The organism is Azospirillum soli (assembly GCF_017876165.1).
GTDB classification, from domain to species: Bacteria; Pseudomonadota; Alphaproteobacteria; order Azospirillales; family Azospirillaceae; genus Azospirillum; species Azospirillum soli.
In genome coordinates, this window is the sequence record NZ_JAGINQ010000012.1 from 182,491 (window position 1) to 199,922 (window position 17,432).

Here is a 17,432-nt window from a genome sequence, read left to right on the forward strand (position 1 = left end):
ACGAAGGAGACGACGCCATGTCCACGACCGCCACCATGACCGCCACGATGACGAAAGACACCGCCACCAAGAAAAATCCCCCGATGCCTCTGAATGGCGTGGACACGCCAAAGCTGTTCGCCACCATCGGCGTCGTCGCCGGGCAGCCGGAGCTTGCCAAGTTCCAGTTCCGCGCGCAGAGCCGTTGGGTCAGCGGAACCCACAGCCGCAGCACCATGCACGGCTTCTCGGGGGCTGGCGGTGATCACACCCACTCCGCCCCCTTCAAGGCGGACGCCGACCATCCGGCGGTCCTGTGCGGCGGGGACAACGGCCCGACGCCGGTCGAATACGTGCTGCACGCGCTGGCAAGCTGCCTGACGGCGGGCATCGCCAACATCGCCGCCGCGCGTGGCGTGACGCTGGACGAGGTCGAATCCACCGTGGAGGGCGACATCGACCTTCGCGGCATCCTCGGCCTGTCCAACACGGTTCGCAACGGCTTCCAGTCGATCCGCATCAGCTTCCGCGTCAAGGGCGACGCGCCTGAGGCCAAACTGCGCGAAATCGTCGAACAGTCCCGCGCCCGCTCCGCCGTCTACGACATCCTGACCAACGGCGTGCCCGTCGCCATCGCGATGAACGACTGAGCGACGAACCCTTTCCCGGCGGCGTCCTTCTTCCAGGCGCCGTCGGCAAGGGCAATCCCCGGAGGATTTTCCCCATGCAGCACACCGACGCCATCGTCATCGGCGCCGGCCAAGCCGGCCTCGCCATGAGCCATTGCCTGAGCCGGCGTGGAATTGACCATGCGGTGCTCGACCGGGGCCGTGTGGGCGAGCGGTGGCGCAGCGAACGTTGGGATTCCCTGCGGCTGCTGACGCCCAACTGGATGAGCCGGCTGCCCGGCTGGCAATACCGGGGACCGGATCCCGACGGCTACATGACCATGCCGGAGGTGGTCCGCTTTCTGGAAGGTTATGCCCGCGCCGGCTCCGCCCCGGTCGAGACCGGCGTCACGGTCCACGCCGTGGAGCGTGCCGGGGACGGCTACCGGGTCGAGACAGACCAGGGTGTCCGCAGGGCGCGAGCCGTGGTGGTTGCCACCGGCCATTGCGACGTTCCCATGGTGCCGGCCATGGCGCGGGATCTGCCGGCGGACATTCACCAGATCACGCCGTCCCGCTACCGCAACCCGGACTCGCTGCCGGACGGCGGCGTGCTGGTGGTCGGCGCGTCGGCGACCGGCGTCCAGCTGGCGGAGGAACTGCATCGTTCCGGCCGTCCGGTGACCCTGTCGGTCGGTCGGCACACCCGCCTGCCCCGCCTGCATCGGGGGCGCGACATCATGTGGTGGATGGACCGGATCGGCGTGCTGGACGAACGCGCGGACCGGGCGCGCGACCTCGGCCGGGCGCGGGCGCAGCCTTCGCTTCAACTGGTCGGCCATCCGGACCGGCGGACCATCGATCTGGCGGCGCTGCACGACCAGGGCGTGCGCGTTGTCGGGCGTACGGCGGGCGTGGACGGCGGTCGAATAACGCTGTGCGATGACCTTGCCGAGACGACGGCCGCCGCCCAGGCGACCATGGACCGCCTGCTGGCCCGCATCGACGCCTTCGCCGGCCCGTCCAAGACGGAGGGAGTGCGCCCCATCGCCCTGCCCCCGTCCCCCAGCGCGCTCGATCTGCGGGCGGAGGGCATCCGGTCGGTGGTCTGGGCGACGGGATTCCGGCGCGATTACGGCTGGCTGAAGGTCCCGGTGCTCGACGCGGCGGGCGAGGTCATCCACCACGGCGGGGTCACGCCGTCGCCCGGCCTCTACGTGCTGGGCCTGCGCTTCCTGCGCCGGAGGAAATCGAACTTCATCGACGGCGTCGGCGCCGACGCCGAGGAACTGGCCGAGGACATCCTGGGCCATCTGGCGAAACACGGCTTGGCGAAACACGGCTTGGCGAAACACAGCTACGTCGCGGCCTGATCGGGAGGAAACGGGGATGCGTTCACATGAATCGTTCGACGTGCTGGTCGTCGGTGCACGCTGCGCCGGAGCCGCGACTGCGATGCTGATGGCGCGGCGCGGGCTGAAGGTTCTGGCGATCGACCGGGGCGGCTACGGCACCGACACGCTGTCCACCCACGCGCTGATGCGCGGCGGCGTTTTCCAACTGCATCGCTGGGGCCTCCTGCCGCGCATCGTCGAGATGGGCACGCCGGCCGTGCGCAGCACCACCTTCCACTATGGCGACGAGGTGGTCGATGTTCCCATCAAGCCGAGCCACGGGGTGGACGCGCTCTATGCCCCCCGCCGGACGGTACTGGACAGCGTGCTGGTGGACGCCGCGCAGGAGGCCGGGGCCGAGGTCCGCCACAGCTGGACGCTCGCCGACCTGATCCGCCGGCCGGACGGGCGGGTGGCTGGCGCCGTCGTCGTCGACCCGGAAGGATGCCGCGTGGAGATCGCGGCTGAGTTGGTGGTCGGTGCCGACGGCATCGGCTCGACCGTCGCGCGGCTGGCGCGCGCGCCCACGCTGCGCACCTCCCAACACGCCACCGCCGCCCTGTACGGCTATTGGTCCGGCATCGACGCGGACGGCTACCGCTGGCATTACCGGGAGGGTGCCGGGGCGGGCACGATCCCGACCAACGCCGGGCAGCACTGCCTGTTCGCCTCCATTCCGCCGGAGCGGTTCCGACGGGGGGATCGTAACGACCTCACCGCGCTCTATCGGCACATCGTCGCCGAGTCCTGGCCGGAGTTGGCGTCGATGCTGGCCGGCGCGCGGCTGGAGGGCCGTGTCTGGGCCTTCGCTGGCCGCAAGGGCTTCCTGCGCCAGCCCTGGGGACCGGGATGGGCGCTGGTCGGCGATGCCGGCTACTTCAAGGATCCGCTGACCGCCCACGGGATCACCGACGCGCTGCGCGACGCTGAACTGCTGGCCGAGGCCGCCGCGCGCGGAACGCCCGCCGCCTTCCGGGAATACGCAGAGGTGCGGGACGAACTGTCGCTGCCGCTCTTCCGCGTGACGGACGCCATCGCCTCCTGCGACTGGGACCTCGACATGCTCAAGAGCCTCCATCAGGCGCTCAACAAGGCGATGAAACGCGAGGTCGATTGGATGGCCGAACGCACGGTGACCGCTGGGGCCTGCTGACCGCACCATCAACGGGAGTGACGATCATGACCGAAACCACGCTGGACACCGCCTCCCCCTGGCTGGCGACCATCAAGGGAAAGCCCGCCGTCGGCGCGTCCGCCGAGCGTCGTCGCCGCACGAGCATGACGGACGTGGAAATGTTCTCCGAAATGACCGGAGACCGGAACCCGCTGCATTACGACGCGGAGCTTGCCGGCCGGTCGCCCTTCGGCGGGCTGATCGTGCAGGGCGGCGTTACCTCCGGCCTGCTGAACGCCCTCGTCGCCGAGGATTTGCCTGGCCCCGGAACCGTCTTCCTCGGCGTCGAGTGGCGCTTCGTCAAGGCGGTGATGGTCGGCGAGGAGATCGTCGGGCGCGTGGAAGTCACGTCCGTTCGCGACGACAAGCCGATCTGCACCATCACGACCACGGTGCGGAACGGCGCCGGGGAGCTTTGCCTGACGGGGCAAGCGACCACCTACACCGTCCCGCTGCGTGGATAAAAAAGGCCCGGCCGCAGAGCGCGGCCGGGCCGGAATGGCCAAGGGTGAAGGGCCAAGGGAGAAGGGCCAAGGGAGAAGGAACAGATCAGTCGCCGGCCGGCACCGGCTCGGCACCGTGCGAGGGCTGCGCCACGCGCTTGCTGCCGAACAGGCGGTAGACCACCACGAAGAACACCGGCACGAAGATCACCGCCAGCACGGTCGCGGAGATCATGCCGCCCATCACGCCGACGCCGATGGCGTTCTGGCTTTCCGAGCCGGCACCGGTGCTGATCGCCAGCGGCAGCACGCCGAGGATGAAGGCCAGCGACGTCATGATGATAGGGCGCAGACGCTGGCGGCACGCCTCGATGGCGGCGTCCTTCAGGTCCATGCCCTCGTCGTACAGCGCCTTGGCGAACTCCACGATCAGGATCGCGTTCTTCGCCGACAGGCCGATGGTCGTCAGAAGGCCCACCTGGAAGTAGACGTCGCTCGGCAGCCCCCGCAGCGTCGCCGCCAGCACGGCGCCGAGAACACCCAGCGGCACGACCAGGATGACCGCCATCGGCACCGACCAGCTCTCGTACAGAGCGGCCAGGCACAGGAAGACGATGATCATCGACAGGGCGTAGAGCAGCGGCGCCTGCGACCCGCTGAGCCGCTCCTCGAAGGACAGGCCGGTCCATTCGTAGCCGATGCCCGGCGGCAGCTTGGCGGCCAGCGCCTCCATTTCCTGCATCGCCTCGCCGGAGCTGACGCCCGGCGCTGCGGCGCCCTGGATGTTGACGGAGGAGGAGCCGTTGTACCGCTCCAGCTTAGGCGAGCCGTAGGTCCACTGGGCCGTGGTGAAGGCGGAGAAGGGCACCATCTGTCCGGCGTTGTTGCGGACAAACCAGCGGTCCACGTCGCTCGGCTGCATGCGGTAGGGGGCGTCGGCCTGCAGATAGACCTTCTTCACACGCCCGTTGTCGATGAAGTCGTTGACGTAGGACGAGCCCCAGGCCGCCGACAGCGTGGTGTTGATGTCGCTGAGCGACAGGCCGAGCGCGCTCGCCTTCTCGCGGTCCACGGTCAGCTTGTACTGCGGCGTGTCGTCCAGGCCGTTGGGCCGGACGGCCATCAGCTTCGGATTCTGCGCCGCCATGCCCAGCAGCTGGTTGCGCGCCTGCATCAGCCGGTCGTGGCCGAGGCCGCCGCGATCGACCAGCTGAAGGTCGAAGCCCGTGGCGTTGCCGAGGCCGGGGACCGAGGGCGGCATGAAGGTGAAGACGACCGCGTCCTTGACCCGCGCCAGGGCGGCCATGGCGCGGCCCGCGATGGCGGCAGGCTTGCGCTCCGGCTCGTGGCGCTCCGACCAGTCCTTCAGCCGCACGAAGGCCATGCCGGCGTTCTGCCCGCGACCGGCGAAGTTGAAGCCGGCCAGGGTGAAGATGCCTTCCACGCTGTCCTTTTCGGCCTCCAGGAAATGGGCCTCGACCAGCTTGTTGGTTTCCAGCGTGCGCTCGATGCTGGCGTTCGGCGGGGCCGACCACAGCACGAACAGCTGGCCGCGATCCTCGTCCGGCAGGAAGGAGGACGGCATCTGCAAGAACAGGTACCCGAGGCCGGCGACGATCAGGGCGTAGGCGACGCCGTACCGGCCGAGCCGGTTGACCGCCCCGCGCACGCCGCGCAGATAGACACGGCTGCTGGCGTCGAAACCCCGGTTGAACAGACCGAACACACCGCCCCGGCCATGGCCGTGACCCGGCGCGATCGGCTTCAGGATGGTGGCGCAGAGCGCCGGCGTCAGCACCAGGGCGACCACCACCGACAGGGCCATGGCCGACACGATGGTCAGCGCGAACTGGCGGTAGATGGCGCCGGCCGAACCGCCGAAGAAGGCCATCGGCACGAACACGGCGGACAGCACCAGCGCGATGCCGATCAGCGCGCCGGTGATCTGCTCCATGGACCTGCGGGTGGCTTCGCGCGGCGGGAGCCCCTCCTCGCTCATCACGCGCTCGACGTTCTCCACCACCACGATGGCGTCGTCCACCAGCAGGCCGATGGCCAGCACCATGGCGAACATGGTCAGCACGTTGATCGAGAAGCCGAACAGCGCCAGCACGCCGAAGGTGCCGAGCAGCACCACCGGCACGGCGATGGTCGGAATCAGCGTGGCACGGAAGTTCTGCAGGAAGACGTACATCACGACGAAGACGAGGACGATGGCCTCCAGCAGCGTCTTGATGACCGCCTTGATCGACAGCTCGACGAACGGCGTCGAGTCGTAGGGGTAGATCACCTCCAGCCCGGCTGGGAAGAAGGCCGACAGCTCGGCGATGCGGGCCTTGACGGCGGCGGCGGTGTCCAGCGCGTTGGCGCCGGTGGCGAGTTTGATGCCCAGGCCGGCAGCCGGCTTGCCGTTGTAGCGCGCGGTGATCTCGTAGGTTTCGGAGCCGATCTCGATCCGCGCCACGTCGCGCAGGCGCACCTGCGAGCCGTCCGCGTTGACGCGCAGCAGGATGGCGCCGAACTCCTCCGGCGTCTGCATGCGCGTCTGCGCCATGATGGTGGCGTTGATCCGCTGGCCGGGCATCGCGGGCGCGCCGCCGAGCTGACCGGCGGACACCTGGGCGTTTTCAGCCCGGATCGCGCTGGTGACGTCGGTGGTGGTCAGGCGGTGGCTGTTCAGCGCGTCCGGATCGAGCCAGATGCGCATGGCGTGCTGCGGCCCGAACACGGTGACGTCGCCGACGCCGCCCACCCGGCTCAACGTGTCCTGCAGGTGGGACGCCACATAGTCGGCGATGTCGCCCTGGCTGAGCCGCCCGTCGGTCGAGACGAAGCCGGCCACCATCAGGAAGTCGTTCGACGCCTTGGACACGCGCAGGCCGAGCTGCTGAACCTCCTGCGGCAGAAGCGGTATCGCCAGCTGCAGCTTGTTCTGCACCTGGACCTGGGCGATGTCGGGGTTGGCCTCCGGCTCGAAGGTCAGGGTGATCGTGACGTTGCCCGACGAATCGCTGGCCGAGGACATGTAGCGGAAATGGTCGAGCCCGGTCATCTTCTGCTCGATGACCTGGGTGACCGTGTCCTCCAGTGTCTTCGCCGAGGCGCCGGGATAGGTGGCGCTGACGGACACCGTCGGCGGCGCGATCTTCGGGTACTGCTCGACGGGCATGCCGAAGATCGTCAGGCCGCCGGCCAGCATGATGACGATGGCGATGACCCAGGCGAAGACCGGCCGGTCGATGAAGAATTTAGCCATGAAATGGGATCCTGCCTCAGTGCGCGCCGGGCGCCGGCAAGGCGGCCACGGTGCTGGGCGCCGGGATGGGCTTCACCTCGGCGCCGGGCCGGACCTTCTGCAGCCCCTCGACCACGATGCGCTCGCCGGGGCGCAGCCCGTCCGACACCAGCCACGCGTTGCCGACGGCGCGCTCGGTCTTGATCGGGCGCAGCGTCGCCTTGTTGTCCTCGCCGACGACGAACACCTGCGCGCCGCCGTTCGGGCCGCGCGTGACGGCCGCCTGCGGAACGGCGATGGCCCCCTCGGCCACGCCCTGCTCGACACGGGCGCGCACGAACAGGCCGGGCAGCAGGTCACGGTTCGGGTTCGGGAAGACGGCGCGGAGCTGGACCGAGCTGGTGCCCGGATCGACCGTCACGTCGGAGAACTGGAGTTCGCCGCGCTGAGCGTAGGGAGCCTCCGCCGCGTGCAGGAACAACGACACCGGGATCTTGCCCGGTTCCGCCGGACGGATGCGGCCGCTCTCCATCGCGTGGCGCAGCTGCATCAGCTGCGAGGCGGTCTGCGTCACGTCCACGTAGATGGGGTCGAGCTGCTGGATGGTCGCCAGCGCGGTCGCCTGATTGGCGGTGACCAGCGCGCCCTCGGTGACGGCGGATTTGCCGATGCGGCCGGAAATCGGCGCGAAGACCTTGGTGTAGTCCAGGTTGATGCGCGCCAGATTGTGGGCGGCCTTGGCGGCGGCGAGCTGCGCCTCGTTCTGCTTCAGCGACGCCATGGCGTCGTCGTAATCCTGCTTGCTGACGACGCTGTTCCGGACGAGGTCGTTGTAGCGGGCGGCCTTGTTGCGGGCGGCCTGGAGGTTGGCCTCAGCCTTCTGGATGTCGGCCTGGGCCACGGCCAGCGCGGCCTCGTAGGTCGCCGGGTCGATCTGATAGAGCTGATCGCCGGCCTTAACGTCGCTGCCCTCCTGGAAGAAGCGCTTCAGCACGATGCCGCTGACCTGCGGGCGGATTTCGGCCACTCGGAAGGCGGCGGTGCGCCCCGGCAGCTCGGTCGTGACGGCGAGGCGCTGCGGCTCGATGGTCGTCACCGCCACCTCGACCGGTCCCGCCGCCGGAGCCGGGCCGCCGGCCTTCTTCTGATCCTGGCATGCGCCGAGCGCCACGGTCAGCGAAGCCGCCACGGCTAGGGAAAGTAACGCGTTCACTCTGGACATCCGATTCCTCGTCAAGGCGCTGAGACGCGGCGGTGCGTGTCGGCCGCGCTGGGTCCGGCCGGCGGGCGCAGTGCTCTTCCAGCATGGCCCGGAATACCCCGTTGCGCAGTACTGTCTCTTACAGTACAGTGTACCAGACGATACATTCTGGCGGGCGGTCGCGCAAGGGGGTTTCCGCCACGCCCACGCACAGGCTTCGAGGAGGAAACGGTTCGACATGCCGGGCATCGGTTCATGCGGCGGTCCCAGCGGCAGTTCGCGCGGCGGTTCACGCGGTCAGGCGCGGTGCCGCGCCCTGCTCGACGCGGCGTCGGCTCTGTTTGTCGAAAAGGGGTTCGCGCTGACCTCGCTCAGCGACATCATCGACAAGGCGGGCGGCTCGCGGAACACGCTCTACGGGCATTTCGGCGGGAAGGAAGGCCTGTTCCGCGCCATGCTGGAGGAGCACTGCTCCCGCATCGTGGACGAGCTGGCCGACGTTCAGACGACCAGCGCGATGAATCCGGCAGAGGGGTTGAACCGGTTCGGTCTGCACATCGCCCGGACCTTCACCGCGCCGGAAACGGCGGCTATCCTGCGCATTCTGGTGTCCGAAGGAGGCCGCATCCCCGACATCGCGGAAACTTTCTTCCGCATCGGGCCGGAACGGACGGCCGGACGGCTCGCCGATTACCTGCGCGACCTGGCCGAAGTGGGCTGCCTGCGCATCGACGATCCGGACACCGCCGCTCAACTCTTTTGCGGTATGGTGATCGGCCATCTGCTTCCGAAACGGCTGATCCTTCCCGACGAGCCGATCACGGACGCGGAGGTCGAAGCCATCGTCCGACAGTCCGTCTCCCTGTTCCTCCAGGGAACCCGCACCGCCCGAACCGCAAGCCACCCTCCACCGCAAAGGCCATCATGACTGCCCCCATCATGACTCCCAGGGACATCGTCGTTTTCGTCGAAGAGGAAGAAGGACGGATGGGGCGCCTGTCCTTCGCGGCGGCGCTCGCCTCGGCATGGGACGCCCACCTGATCGCGACGTTCGTCGCCAACCGGATCGATCTCAATCCGTGCAACGCCTTTGCCCACGGCAGCGGCCTGACCTCCATGCTGCGCCGTCATCACGCGGCGGTCAGGGACGCCGCCGACCGGACGCGGGAGGCGTTCGAGGATCTGGCCCGCCGCCATTCGATCAGCTGCGAATGGCGCTTTTCCGATGGCGAGGCCGGAGAGTCCTTGATGCTCCATGCCCGGCACGCCAGCCTCGCCATCGTCGGTCCCCCGGCCCGTCCGGCGAGGTCGATGCGGACGCTGAGCCTGTCGGAGGACGTCATCTTCGCCTCCGGGCGCCCTACCCTGCTCCTGCCCACGGACTGGCCGTCCGACCGGATCGGCCGCCGGATCGTGGTGGGCTGGAACGGCAGCCGCGAGGCAACCACCGCCATCGCCAGCGCCATGCCCTTCCTCGTCGGCGCGTACAGCGTTCACCTTGTCGTGGTTCCGGAGGCGGGCGCTCGGGGCCTTCTGGGCGCGGAACCCGGTGCGGACATCTCCCGGCACCTCGCCCGGCATGGCGTGCCGGTGGTTCTCGAACAGCGGAACGGCCACGATGCGGGGCGCGTCCTGCTGGACCGCGCCCGCGACCTGGACGCCGACATGCTCGTCATGGGCGCCTACGGGCGGTCCAAGATCCGCGAGTTCGTCTTCGGCGGCGCGACGCGCGCTGTGCTCGCCGGAGCGGAATTTCCAATCCTCTTGTCGCGTTAAGGTGGGAAAGCTGTGGAGAGCGCGGCCGGAATCTTCTACTCACGGTGTTCTGCAATGGCCCGTGCGTGCGGTCGCACAAGGAAATCGCGATGAAGAAAGATGCCGAAAAGGAGTTGTCCACCGTTGGCCCGCGCGGATGGGCCCGGCGCCAGGCGATTCTGGAAGCCGCCGAGCATCTGTTCATCGAAAAAGGTTTCGAGAAGACGACGCTGACCGACATCATCAACCGGTCCGGCGGGTCGCGCGCCACGCTTTACGAGCATTTCGGCGACAAGGAAGGCCTGTTCCGGGCCATGTTGGAGGAGAACTGCACCCGGACCCTCGACGGCATTTCCGCCGCCCAGGCGGATGAACTGGCATCGCCGGAGGAGGCCCTGACCAAGTTCGCGCTTCTTTTCGTTCACTCGCTTCACGACGAACGGGCGATGTCCATCGTTCGCGTGCTCGTGGCGGAAGGCGGGCGGATCTCGGACATCGCCGAATCCTTCATCCGGATAGGCCCGGAAACCGCCGTGGCGCGCGTCGCCGAGTATCTGAAGCGGCTTGGCGAGGCCGGCGCCTTGCGCATCGAGGACCCGGACGCGGCGGCCAGGGCCTTCATCGGCATGGTGACCGGCGACCTTCTCATCAATCGGCTGATCCTTCCGGAGCGCCGCATCACCGACGAGGAGTTGGACCGCTACGTGCGGCAGGCGGTCAAATTGTTTCTCAACGGAACCGCGGCTTCGCGTTCGTAGACCGGTCGCACCGTGACAACCATCGCGACAACCATCGTGACAGGGGCGCCTTCTCGGTTATGATAAAACGATCATAACGAAGGGGAGGATACCTTATGGTGGGTTGGTTTCGCCGCTCGATGCTGGCAACGGTGGCGGTGTTGACGGCGGGCATGGCCGCGCCCGCAGGCGCGGATCCGGTGAAGGTCTACGCGGCGGGCAGCCTGAAGGCGGTCATGACCGAGATCGGCACGGCCTTCGAGGCGGCGCAGGGCACGCCGATGACCGGCACCTTCGGCGCCTCGGGCCTGCTGAAGGAACGGCTGGAGAAGGGCGAGACGGCGGACGTGTTCGCCTCGGCCAACATGGAACACCCGCAGGCGCTGCAAAAGGCCGGCGTCACCGGGCCGGTGCGGGCCTTCGCGCGCAACACGCTCTGCGCGCTGGCCAAGCCGGGGCTGGCGGTCAGCCCCGACACGCTGCTCGACCGCATGCTGGATCCGGCGGTGCGCCTCGGCACCTCGACGCCGAAGAGCGACCCGGCCGGCGACTACACCTGGGAACTGTTCGGCAAGGCCGAAACCCTGCGGCCGGGCAGCGCGGCGGCGCTCGACGCCAAGGCGCTGAAGCTGGCCGGCGGGCCGCAGAGCACGCAGCCGCCGGAGGGGCGCAACACCTACGCGTGGCTGATGGAGCGCGACAGCGCCGACCTGTTCCTGACCTACTGCACCAACGCGCGGCTGGCGGTGCGGGAACTGCCCGCCCTGAAGATCGTCGCCGTGCCCGACGCCTTGTTGGTCGGCGCCGAATACGGCATCGCGACGGTCGTGCGGGGGGACGCGGCGCGCGGCCAAGCCTTCATCGCCTTCGTGCTGGCGCCGGAGGGGCAAGCCATTCTCCAGCGCCACGGCTTCCAGTCCCCCGGAGGCTGAGGCGCCGATGTTCCGCCGCTTCGTCTATCTGCTGGCGCTGGCCCGCGAGGGGCATTTCGGGCGAGCGGCGGAAGCCTGCCACGTCTCCCAGCCCACCCTGTCCAACGCCATCCGCCAGCTTGAGGAGGATCTGCGCGTTCCCATCGTGGAGCGCGGCCAGAAGTTCGCCGGCTTCACGCCGGAAGGGCTGAAGGTTCTGGAATACGCCCGGCGCATCATCGCCGAGCGCGACGGCCTGCACCAGGAGCTGGCGGCGCTGGCGCAGGGGCTGTCCGGCCATCTGCGCATCGGGGCGATCCCGACGGCGCTGCCGGCGGTGCCGCATCTGCTGGCCCGCTTCGCGGGGCGCTACCCGCAGATCCGTTCCTGCATCACCTCGCTCAGTTCGCGGGAGATCCAGCGCGACCTCGACGCCTTCGAACTGGACGCGGCGGTAACCTATCTGGACAACGAGCCGCTGAGCAACGTGCGCACCGTGCCGCTCTATTCGGAGCGTTACTTCCTGCTGGCGCGCCGCGCGCAGGTCCCGGAGGGGGCGACCGCCCTCCCCTGGGCCATGGCGGCGGATGTCCCGCTCTGCCTGCTCACCCCCGACATGCAGAACCGCCGAATCGCCGACGCCGCCTTCCGCATGGCCGGGCGCAGCGTGACGCCGGTGATGGAGACCAACTCGGTGGCGACGCTCTACACGCTGGCGCGCAACGGCCCCTGCGCCAGCGTCGTGCCGGGGCAGCTTCTGACCATGATGGCGCCGCAGCCCGATCTGGTGGCGCTGCCGCTGGTCGAGCCGGACCTGACCTACGCCGTGGGGCTGGTCTTCGCCGACCGCGACCCGCCGGCCCCGCTCGCCTCGGCGCTGGCCGCCGTCGCGGCGGAGGACGCGCTGGCCGCCCGCATCCGCGCCGCGACGGAGGAGGCGCTCGCGCCCTGGACGCGATAGGGAAAGGCTATCACGCCATCAGAAAATGAAATTTGCCGGCCCCTCCCGTCGTCGGTCACTCTGATTGCACGCCCGACGAACAAAGCGGGCGCAATCCAAACAATGGCCGCGTCAGCGGCCGTGGGGAGGGACCGTGAACGCTCGATCTCCGTGGAGCGCGGAACGCGCCGCATCGATCGTCGATGCCCACCGGCATCTGCGCGGCAACCTGTTGCCGATCCTGCACGCCCTGCAAGAGGAATTCGGCTGCATCGACGAGGAGGCCATTCCCCTCCTCGCCCACGAACTTAACCTGTCCCGCGCCGACGTGCATGGGGTGGTGTCCTTCTACCACGAATTCCGCCGCAGCCGGCCGGGCCGCCACACCATCAAGGTCTGCCGGGCGGAAGCCTGCCAGTCGATGAACGCCGACGGACTGATCGACCACATCCGCCGCCGGCTGAAGGTGGATTTCCACGAGACCACGGCCGACGACGCCTTCACGCTGGAGCCGGTCTTCTGCCTGGGCAACTGCGCGCTTGCCCCGGCGGTGATGGTGGACGAGACCCTGCACGGCCGCGTGGACGCCCGGCGCTTCGACGCCATCCTGGCGACCGGGGCCGTGCGATGAGCCAGTCGCTTCACACCGTCTTCGTGCCACGCGACGCGGCGGCCCTGTCGGTCGGCGCCGACGCCGTGGCGGCGGCCATCCGCGCGGAGGCCACCAAGCGCGGCCTGCTCCTGCGCATCGTCCGCAACGGCTCGCGCGGCATGCTCTGGCTGGAACCGCTGGTCGAGGTGGAAACGCCGGAGGGCCGCGTCGCCTACGGGCCGGTGTCCGCCGACGACGTGCCCGGCCTGTTCGACGCCGGCTTCGTGGACGGTGGTAACCACCCGCTGTGCCACGGTCCGACCGAAGCAATCCCCTACTTCGCGAAGCAGGAGCGGCTGACCTTCGCGCGCTGCGGCATCATCGACCCGCTGTCGGTCGAGGACTACCGCCTGCACGGCGGCTTCCGGGGGCTGGAACGGGCGCTCGCCATGACGCCGGCGGAGATAGTCAATGAGGTCACGGACTCCGGCCTGCGCGGGCGCGGCGGCGCCGGCTTCCCCACGGGCATCAAGTGGAAGACGGTGCTGGACGCCAAGGCGGACGAAAAGTTCATCTGCTGCAACGCCGACGAGGGCGACAGCGGCACCTTCGCCGACCGCATGATCATGGAGGGCGACCCCTTCTGCCTGATCGAGGGCATGACCATCGCCGCCTTCGCGGTCGGCGCCCGGCAGGGCTACATCTACATCCGTTCCGAATACCCGCACGCCGTCGCCACCATGCGCGAGGCGATCCGGCTGGCCTACGACGAGCGTTGGCTGGGCGACGAGATCCACGGCACCGACCACAGCTTCCATCTGGAGGTCCGCGTCGGGGCCGGCGCCTACATCTGCGGCGAGGAGACCTCCATGCTGGAAAGCCTGGAGGGCAAGCGCGGCACCGTCCGCGCCAAGCCGCCGCTGCCGGCGCTGGAGGGGCTGTTCGGCAAGCCGACCATCGTCAACAACGTGCTGTCGCTGACCTCCGTGCCGGTGATCCTCGACAAGGGGGCGGCCTATTACCGCGACTTCGGCGTCGGCCGGTCGCGCGGCACGCTGGCCTTCCAGCTCGCCGGCAACATCCGGCACGGCGGCATCGTGGAGAAGGCCTTCGGCGTGACGCTGCACGAGCTGCTGTACGACTTCGGCGGCGGCACGCTGACCGGGCGGCCGATCCGGGCGGTGCAGGCGGGCGGACCGCTCGGCGCCTACCTGCCGCCCGCCCTGTTCGACCTGCCCAAGGATTACGAGGCCTTCGCGGCGGCCGAGGCGATGGTCGGACACGGCGGCATCGTCGTCTTCGACGACAGCGTGGACATGGCCCGGCAGGCCCGCTTCGCCATGGAGTTCTGCGCCGCCGAATCCTGCGGCAAATGCACCCCCTGCCGCATCGGCGCCGTGCGCGGGGTGGAGGTGATGGACCGCATCCTCGCCGGGCAACGGGTGGAGGAGAACCTCACCCTGCTTCAGGACCTGTGCGAGGTGATGACGGACGGTTCGCTCTGCGCCATGGGCGGCATGACGCCGATCCCGGTGCGCAGCGCGCTGAAGCATTTCCCCGAGGACTTCCTGCGCGGCCCCGCCGCCATCGCGGCCGAGTGACGGCTGAGCGACCGGAAAGGACGACAACCATGTCGCAGAACGACATCGACTACGGCACCCCGGCGCGCCAGTCCGCGACCCTGGTGACGCTCACCATCGACGGGCGCCGCATCACCGTGCCGGAGGGCACCTCCGTGATGCGCGCGGCGGCGGAGGCCGGGATCTCCGTGCCGAAGCTGTGCGCCACCGACCATCTGGAAGCTTACGGTTCCTGCCGCCTGTGCATGGTGGAGATCGAGGGACGGCGCGGCACGCCGGCCTCCTGCACCACGCCGGTGACGCCGGGCATGGCGGTCTGGACGCAGACTGACCGGCTGGCCCGGCTGCGGCGCGGCGTCATGGAGCTTTACATCTCCGACCACCCGCTGGATTGCCTGACCTGCCCGACCAACGGCGATTGCGAATTGCAGGACATGGCCGGTGCGGTCGGCCTGCGGCAGGTGCGCTACGGCTACGAGGGCGAGAACCACCGGGCGGCGGCGAAGGACGAGAGCAACCCCTACTTCACCTTCGACCCGTCGAAATGCATCGTCTGCTCCCGCTGCGTGCGCGCCTGCGGCGAGGTGCAGGGGACCTTCGCGCTGACCATCGACGGGCGCGGCTTCGACAGCAAGGTGTCGCCGGGCGCCCTGGAAAGCTTCATGGACTCCGAATGCGTGTCCTGCGGCGCCTGCGTGCAGGCCTGCCCCACCGCAACGCTGACCGAGAAGTCCATCATCCAGAATGGCCAGTCGGAACACAGCGTCGTCACCACCTGCGCCTATTGCGGGGTGGGCTGCTCCTTCAAGGCGGAGATGCAGGGGACGACCGTGGTGCGCATGACGCCGTGGAAGGACGGCGGCGCCAACGAAGGGCATTCCTGCGTCAAGGGCCGCTTCGCCTGGGGCTACGCCACGCACCAGGACCGCCGCACCCAGCCGATGATCCGCAAAATCACGTCCGACCCGTGGCGCGTGGTGTCGTGGGACGAGGCCATCGCCTACGCCGCCCAACGGCTGAAGGCGGTGCAGGAGAAGCACGGGCGCGGCTCCATCGGCGGCATCACCTCCTCGCGCACGACGAATGAGGAAGTTTACGTCGTTCAGAAGATGATCCGCGCCGCCTTCGGCAACAACAACGTGGACACCTGCGCCCGCGTCTGCCACTCCCCCACCGGCTACGGCCTGAAGCAGGCGTTCGGCACCTCGGCCGGCACGCAGGACTTCCGAAGCGTCGATCAGGCCGACATCATCCTGGTGATCGGCGCCAACCCGACCGACGGGCACCCGGTGTTCGGTTCGCGCATGAAGAAGCGCATCCGCCAGGGCGCCAAGCTGATCGTCGTCGATCCGCGCCGCATCGACCTCGTGCGCAGCCCGCATGTGGAGGCAGCACACCACCTCCAGCTCCGCCCCGGCACCAATGTGGCCGTGCTGAACGCGCTGGCGCACGTCATCGTCACCGAAGGGCTGGTCAACGACGCCTTCGTCGCCGAACGGTGCGACCCGGCCGAATTCGCCCAATGGGCCGCGTTCGTCGCCGAACCGCGCAACAGCCCGGAAGCCATCGCCGAGCCATCCGGCGTTCCGGCCGAGGATCTGCGCGCCGTCGCCCGCCTCTACGCCACCGGCGGGAACGCGGCGATCTACTACGGCCTGGGCGTGACGGAGCACAGCCAGGGCTCGACCAGCGTGATGGCGATGGCCAACCTCGCCATGGCGACCGGCAACATCGGGCGGCCGGGCGTCGGGGTGAATCCCCTGCGCGGGCAGAACAACGTCCAGGGCTCCTGCGACATGGGCTCCTTCCCGCACGAACTGACCGGCTACCGCGACGTGGCCGACGACACGGTGCGCCACCAGTTCGAGGCGGTGTGGAACGCCACCCTCGATCCCGTGCCCGGCCTGCGCATCCCCAACATGTTCGACGAGGCGGTGCACGGCGCTTTCAAGGGCCTGTACGTCCAGGGCGAGGACATCGCCCAGTCCGACCCCAACACCCAGCACGTCCACGCCGCCTTGCAGGCGATGGAATGCGTAATCGTGCAGGACCTGTTCCTGAACGAGACGGCGGCCTTCGCCCACGTCTTCCTGCCCGGCACCTCCTTCCTGGAGAAGGACGGCACCTTCACCAACGCCGAGCGGCGCATCAACCGCGTTCGCCCCGCCATGCCGCCGAAGACCGGCAAGCACGAATGGCAGATCCCCTGCGAGCTGGCGAGCGCCATGGGTTATCCCATGCATTACGACAGCGCGTCGGAGATCATGGACGAGATCGCGGCGCTGACCCCTACCTTCCAGGGCGTCAGCTTCGCCAAGCTCGACCGGGTGGGCAGCGTGCAATGGCCGTGCAACGAGGCCGCTCCGGAGGGCACGCCGATCATGCACGCGGACGGCTTCATGCGCGGCAAGGGCCAGTTCGTGGTGACCGAATATGTGCCGACGCCGGAGCAGGCGTCCCGCTTCTACCCGCTGATCCTGACCACGGGGCGTATCCTCAGTCATTACAACGTCGGCGCCCAGACGCGGCGCACCGCCAACGTCGCGTGGCACCCGGAGGATCGGCTGGAAATCCACGCCCACGACGCCGAACAGCGCGGCATCCGCGACGGCGACCTCATCTCGCTGGCGAGCCGCGTCGGCGCCACTACGCTGCGGGCGCAAATCTCCGACCGCGTGCCGCAGGGGGTGGTCTACACCACCTTCCACCATCCGGTGACCGGCGCCAACGTGGTGACCACGGAGAACGCCGACTGGGCCACGCAATGCCCGGAATACAAGGTGACCGCCGTTCAGGTGACGCGCAGCAACCAGCCCGCCGACTGGCAGCGCCGGCACGCGGCGGTCATCGACGCCGCGGCGGCGGAATGAGGGAGGTCTCGTC

Annotated in this window: 14 protein-coding genes; 12 read left to right on the forward strand and 2 right to left on the reverse strand. The window is 69.0% G+C overall.

All coding sequences use genetic code 11. From position 1 onward, the window contains the following. Nucleotides 1–17: 17 nt before the first annotated feature. From J2852_RS19350 to J2852_RS19365, 4 genes are all read left to right on the forward strand, one after another. The gene (locus tag J2852_RS19350) at nt 18–629 is read left to right on the forward strand and encodes an OsmC family protein (RefSeq protein WP_246499841.1); all 612 of its coding nucleotides are present in this window, start codon (nt 18–20) and stop codon (nt 627–629) included. A gap of 74 nt (nt 630–703) precedes the next feature. After that, complete coding sequence (locus tag J2852_RS19355; protein ID WP_209878537.1) at nt 704–1,960, forward strand: NAD(P)-binding domain-containing protein; 1,257 nt, start codon at nt 704–706, stop codon at nt 1,958–1,960. A gap of 16 nt (nt 1,961–1,976) precedes the next feature. Next, a complete protein-coding gene (locus J2852_RS19360; protein WP_209878539.1) occupies nt 1,977–3,134 on the forward strand; it encodes an NAD(P)/FAD-dependent oxidoreductase in 1,158 nt (385 codons plus the stop codon). Between the two features lie 26 nt (nt 3,135–3,160). Beyond that, a complete protein-coding gene (locus tag J2852_RS19365; RefSeq protein ID WP_209878541.1) occupies nt 3,161–3,619 on the forward strand; it encodes a MaoC family dehydratase in 459 nt (152 codons plus the stop codon). Nucleotides 3,620–3,704: 85 nt separating this feature from the next. Here J2852_RS19365 and J2852_RS19370 read toward each other — a convergent pair whose 3' ends face one another. Both J2852_RS19370 and J2852_RS19375 read right to left on the reverse strand, forming a co-directional pair. Next, nucleotides 3,705–6,854: an efflux RND transporter permease subunit gene (locus J2852_RS19370; RefSeq protein ID WP_209878543.1), complete on the reverse strand. Its 3,150-nt coding sequence runs from the start codon at nt 6,852–6,854 to the stop codon at nt 3,705–3,707. A gap of 16 nt (nt 6,855–6,870) precedes the next feature. Continuing rightward, a complete protein-coding gene (locus J2852_RS19375) occupies nt 6,871–8,055 on the reverse strand; it encodes an efflux RND transporter periplasmic adaptor subunit (RefSeq protein ID WP_209878545.1) in 1,185 nt (394 codons plus the stop codon). Between the two features lie 217 nt (nt 8,056–8,272). On the opposite strand from J2852_RS19375, the gene J2852_RS19380 reads away from it, so the two are divergent. From J2852_RS19380 to fdhF, 8 genes are all read left to right on the forward strand, one after another. Further along, nucleotides 8,273–8,962: a TetR/AcrR family transcriptional regulator gene (locus J2852_RS19380; protein WP_209878547.1), complete on the forward strand. Its 690-nt coding sequence runs from the start codon at nt 8,273–8,275 to the stop codon at nt 8,960–8,962. Beyond that, nucleotides 8,959–9,810, forward strand: coding sequence for a universal stress protein (locus J2852_RS19385; RefSeq protein ID WP_246499843.1), 852 nt, complete (start codon nt 8,959–8,961; stop codon nt 9,808–9,810). Before J2852_RS19380 ends, J2852_RS19385 begins: the two co-directional genes overlap by 4 nt. Before the next feature lie 89 nt (nt 9,811–9,899). Then, entirely contained in the window at nt 9,900–10,547 is a 648-nt protein-coding gene (locus J2852_RS19390) for a TetR/AcrR family transcriptional regulator (RefSeq protein ID WP_209878549.1), read from the forward strand. Between the two features lie 95 nt (nt 10,548–10,642). Then, on the forward strand, nt 10,643–11,458 hold the full coding sequence (locus tag J2852_RS19395) for a molybdate ABC transporter substrate-binding protein (RefSeq protein WP_246499845.1): 816 nt from the start codon (nt 10,643–10,645) through the stop codon (nt 11,456–11,458). A gap of 7 nt (nt 11,459–11,465) precedes the next feature. After that, entirely contained in the window at nt 11,466–12,398 is a 933-nt protein-coding gene (locus J2852_RS19400) for a LysR family transcriptional regulator (protein ID WP_209878551.1), read from the forward strand. 133 nt (nt 12,399–12,531) lie between these two features. Then, a complete protein-coding gene (locus J2852_RS19405) occupies nt 12,532–13,008 on the forward strand; it encodes a formate dehydrogenase subunit gamma (protein WP_209878553.1) in 477 nt (158 codons plus the stop codon). Beyond that, complete coding sequence (locus J2852_RS19410; protein WP_209878554.1) at nt 13,005–14,570, forward strand: formate dehydrogenase beta subunit; 1,566 nt, start codon at nt 13,005–13,007, stop codon at nt 14,568–14,570. Before J2852_RS19405 ends, J2852_RS19410 begins: the two co-directional genes overlap by 4 nt. Nucleotides 14,571–14,599: 29 nt before the next feature. Then, nucleotides 14,600–17,419, forward strand: coding sequence for a formate dehydrogenase subunit alpha (gene fdhF / locus J2852_RS19415; protein WP_209878556.1), 2,820 nt, complete (start codon nt 14,600–14,602; stop codon nt 17,417–17,419). Nucleotides 17,420–17,432 lie beyond the last annotated feature (13 nt).

What these genes read in the sequence shown, in the direction of transcription:
- J2852_RS19350 (WP_246499841.1), top strand. Translation starts at nt 18, where the DNA reads ATGTCCACGACCGCCACCATGACCGCCACGATGACGAAAGACACCGCC.
- J2852_RS19355 (WP_209878537.1), top strand. Translation starts at nt 704, where the DNA reads ATGCAGCACACCGACGCCATCGTCATCGGCGCCGGCCAAGCCGGCCTC.
- J2852_RS19360 (WP_209878539.1), top strand. Translation starts at nt 1,977, where the DNA reads ATGCGTTCACATGAATCGTTCGACGTGCTGGTCGTCGGTGCACGCTGC.
- J2852_RS19365 (WP_209878541.1), top strand. Translation starts at nt 3,161, where the DNA reads ATGACCGAAACCACGCTGGACACCGCCTCCCCCTGGCTGGCGACCATC.
- J2852_RS19370 (WP_209878543.1), bottom strand. Translation starts at nt 6,854, where the DNA reads ATGGCTAAATTCTTCATCGACCGGCCGGTCTTCGCCTGGGTCATCGCC.
- J2852_RS19375 (WP_209878545.1), bottom strand. Translation starts at nt 8,055, where the DNA reads ATGTCCAGAGTGAACGCGTTACTTTCCCTAGCCGTGGCGGCTTCGCTG.
- J2852_RS19380 (WP_209878547.1), top strand. Translation starts at nt 8,273, where the DNA reads ATGCCGGGCATCGGTTCATGCGGCGGTCCCAGCGGCAGTTCGCGCGGC.
- J2852_RS19385 (WP_246499843.1), top strand. Translation starts at nt 8,959, where the DNA reads ATGACTGCCCCCATCATGACTCCCAGGGACATCGTCGTTTTCGTCGAA.
- J2852_RS19390 (WP_209878549.1), top strand. Translation starts at nt 9,900, where the DNA reads ATGAAGAAAGATGCCGAAAAGGAGTTGTCCACCGTTGGCCCGCGCGGA.
- J2852_RS19395 (WP_246499845.1), top strand. Translation starts at nt 10,643, where the DNA reads ATGGTGGGTTGGTTTCGCCGCTCGATGCTGGCAACGGTGGCGGTGTTG.
- J2852_RS19400 (WP_209878551.1), top strand. Translation starts at nt 11,466, where the DNA reads ATGTTCCGCCGCTTCGTCTATCTGCTGGCGCTGGCCCGCGAGGGGCAT.
- J2852_RS19410 (WP_209878554.1), top strand. Translation starts at nt 13,005, where the DNA reads ATGAGCCAGTCGCTTCACACCGTCTTCGTGCCACGCGACGCGGCGGCC.
- fdhF (WP_209878556.1), top strand. Translation starts at nt 14,600, where the DNA reads ATGTCGCAGAACGACATCGACTACGGCACCCCGGCGCGCCAGTCCGCG.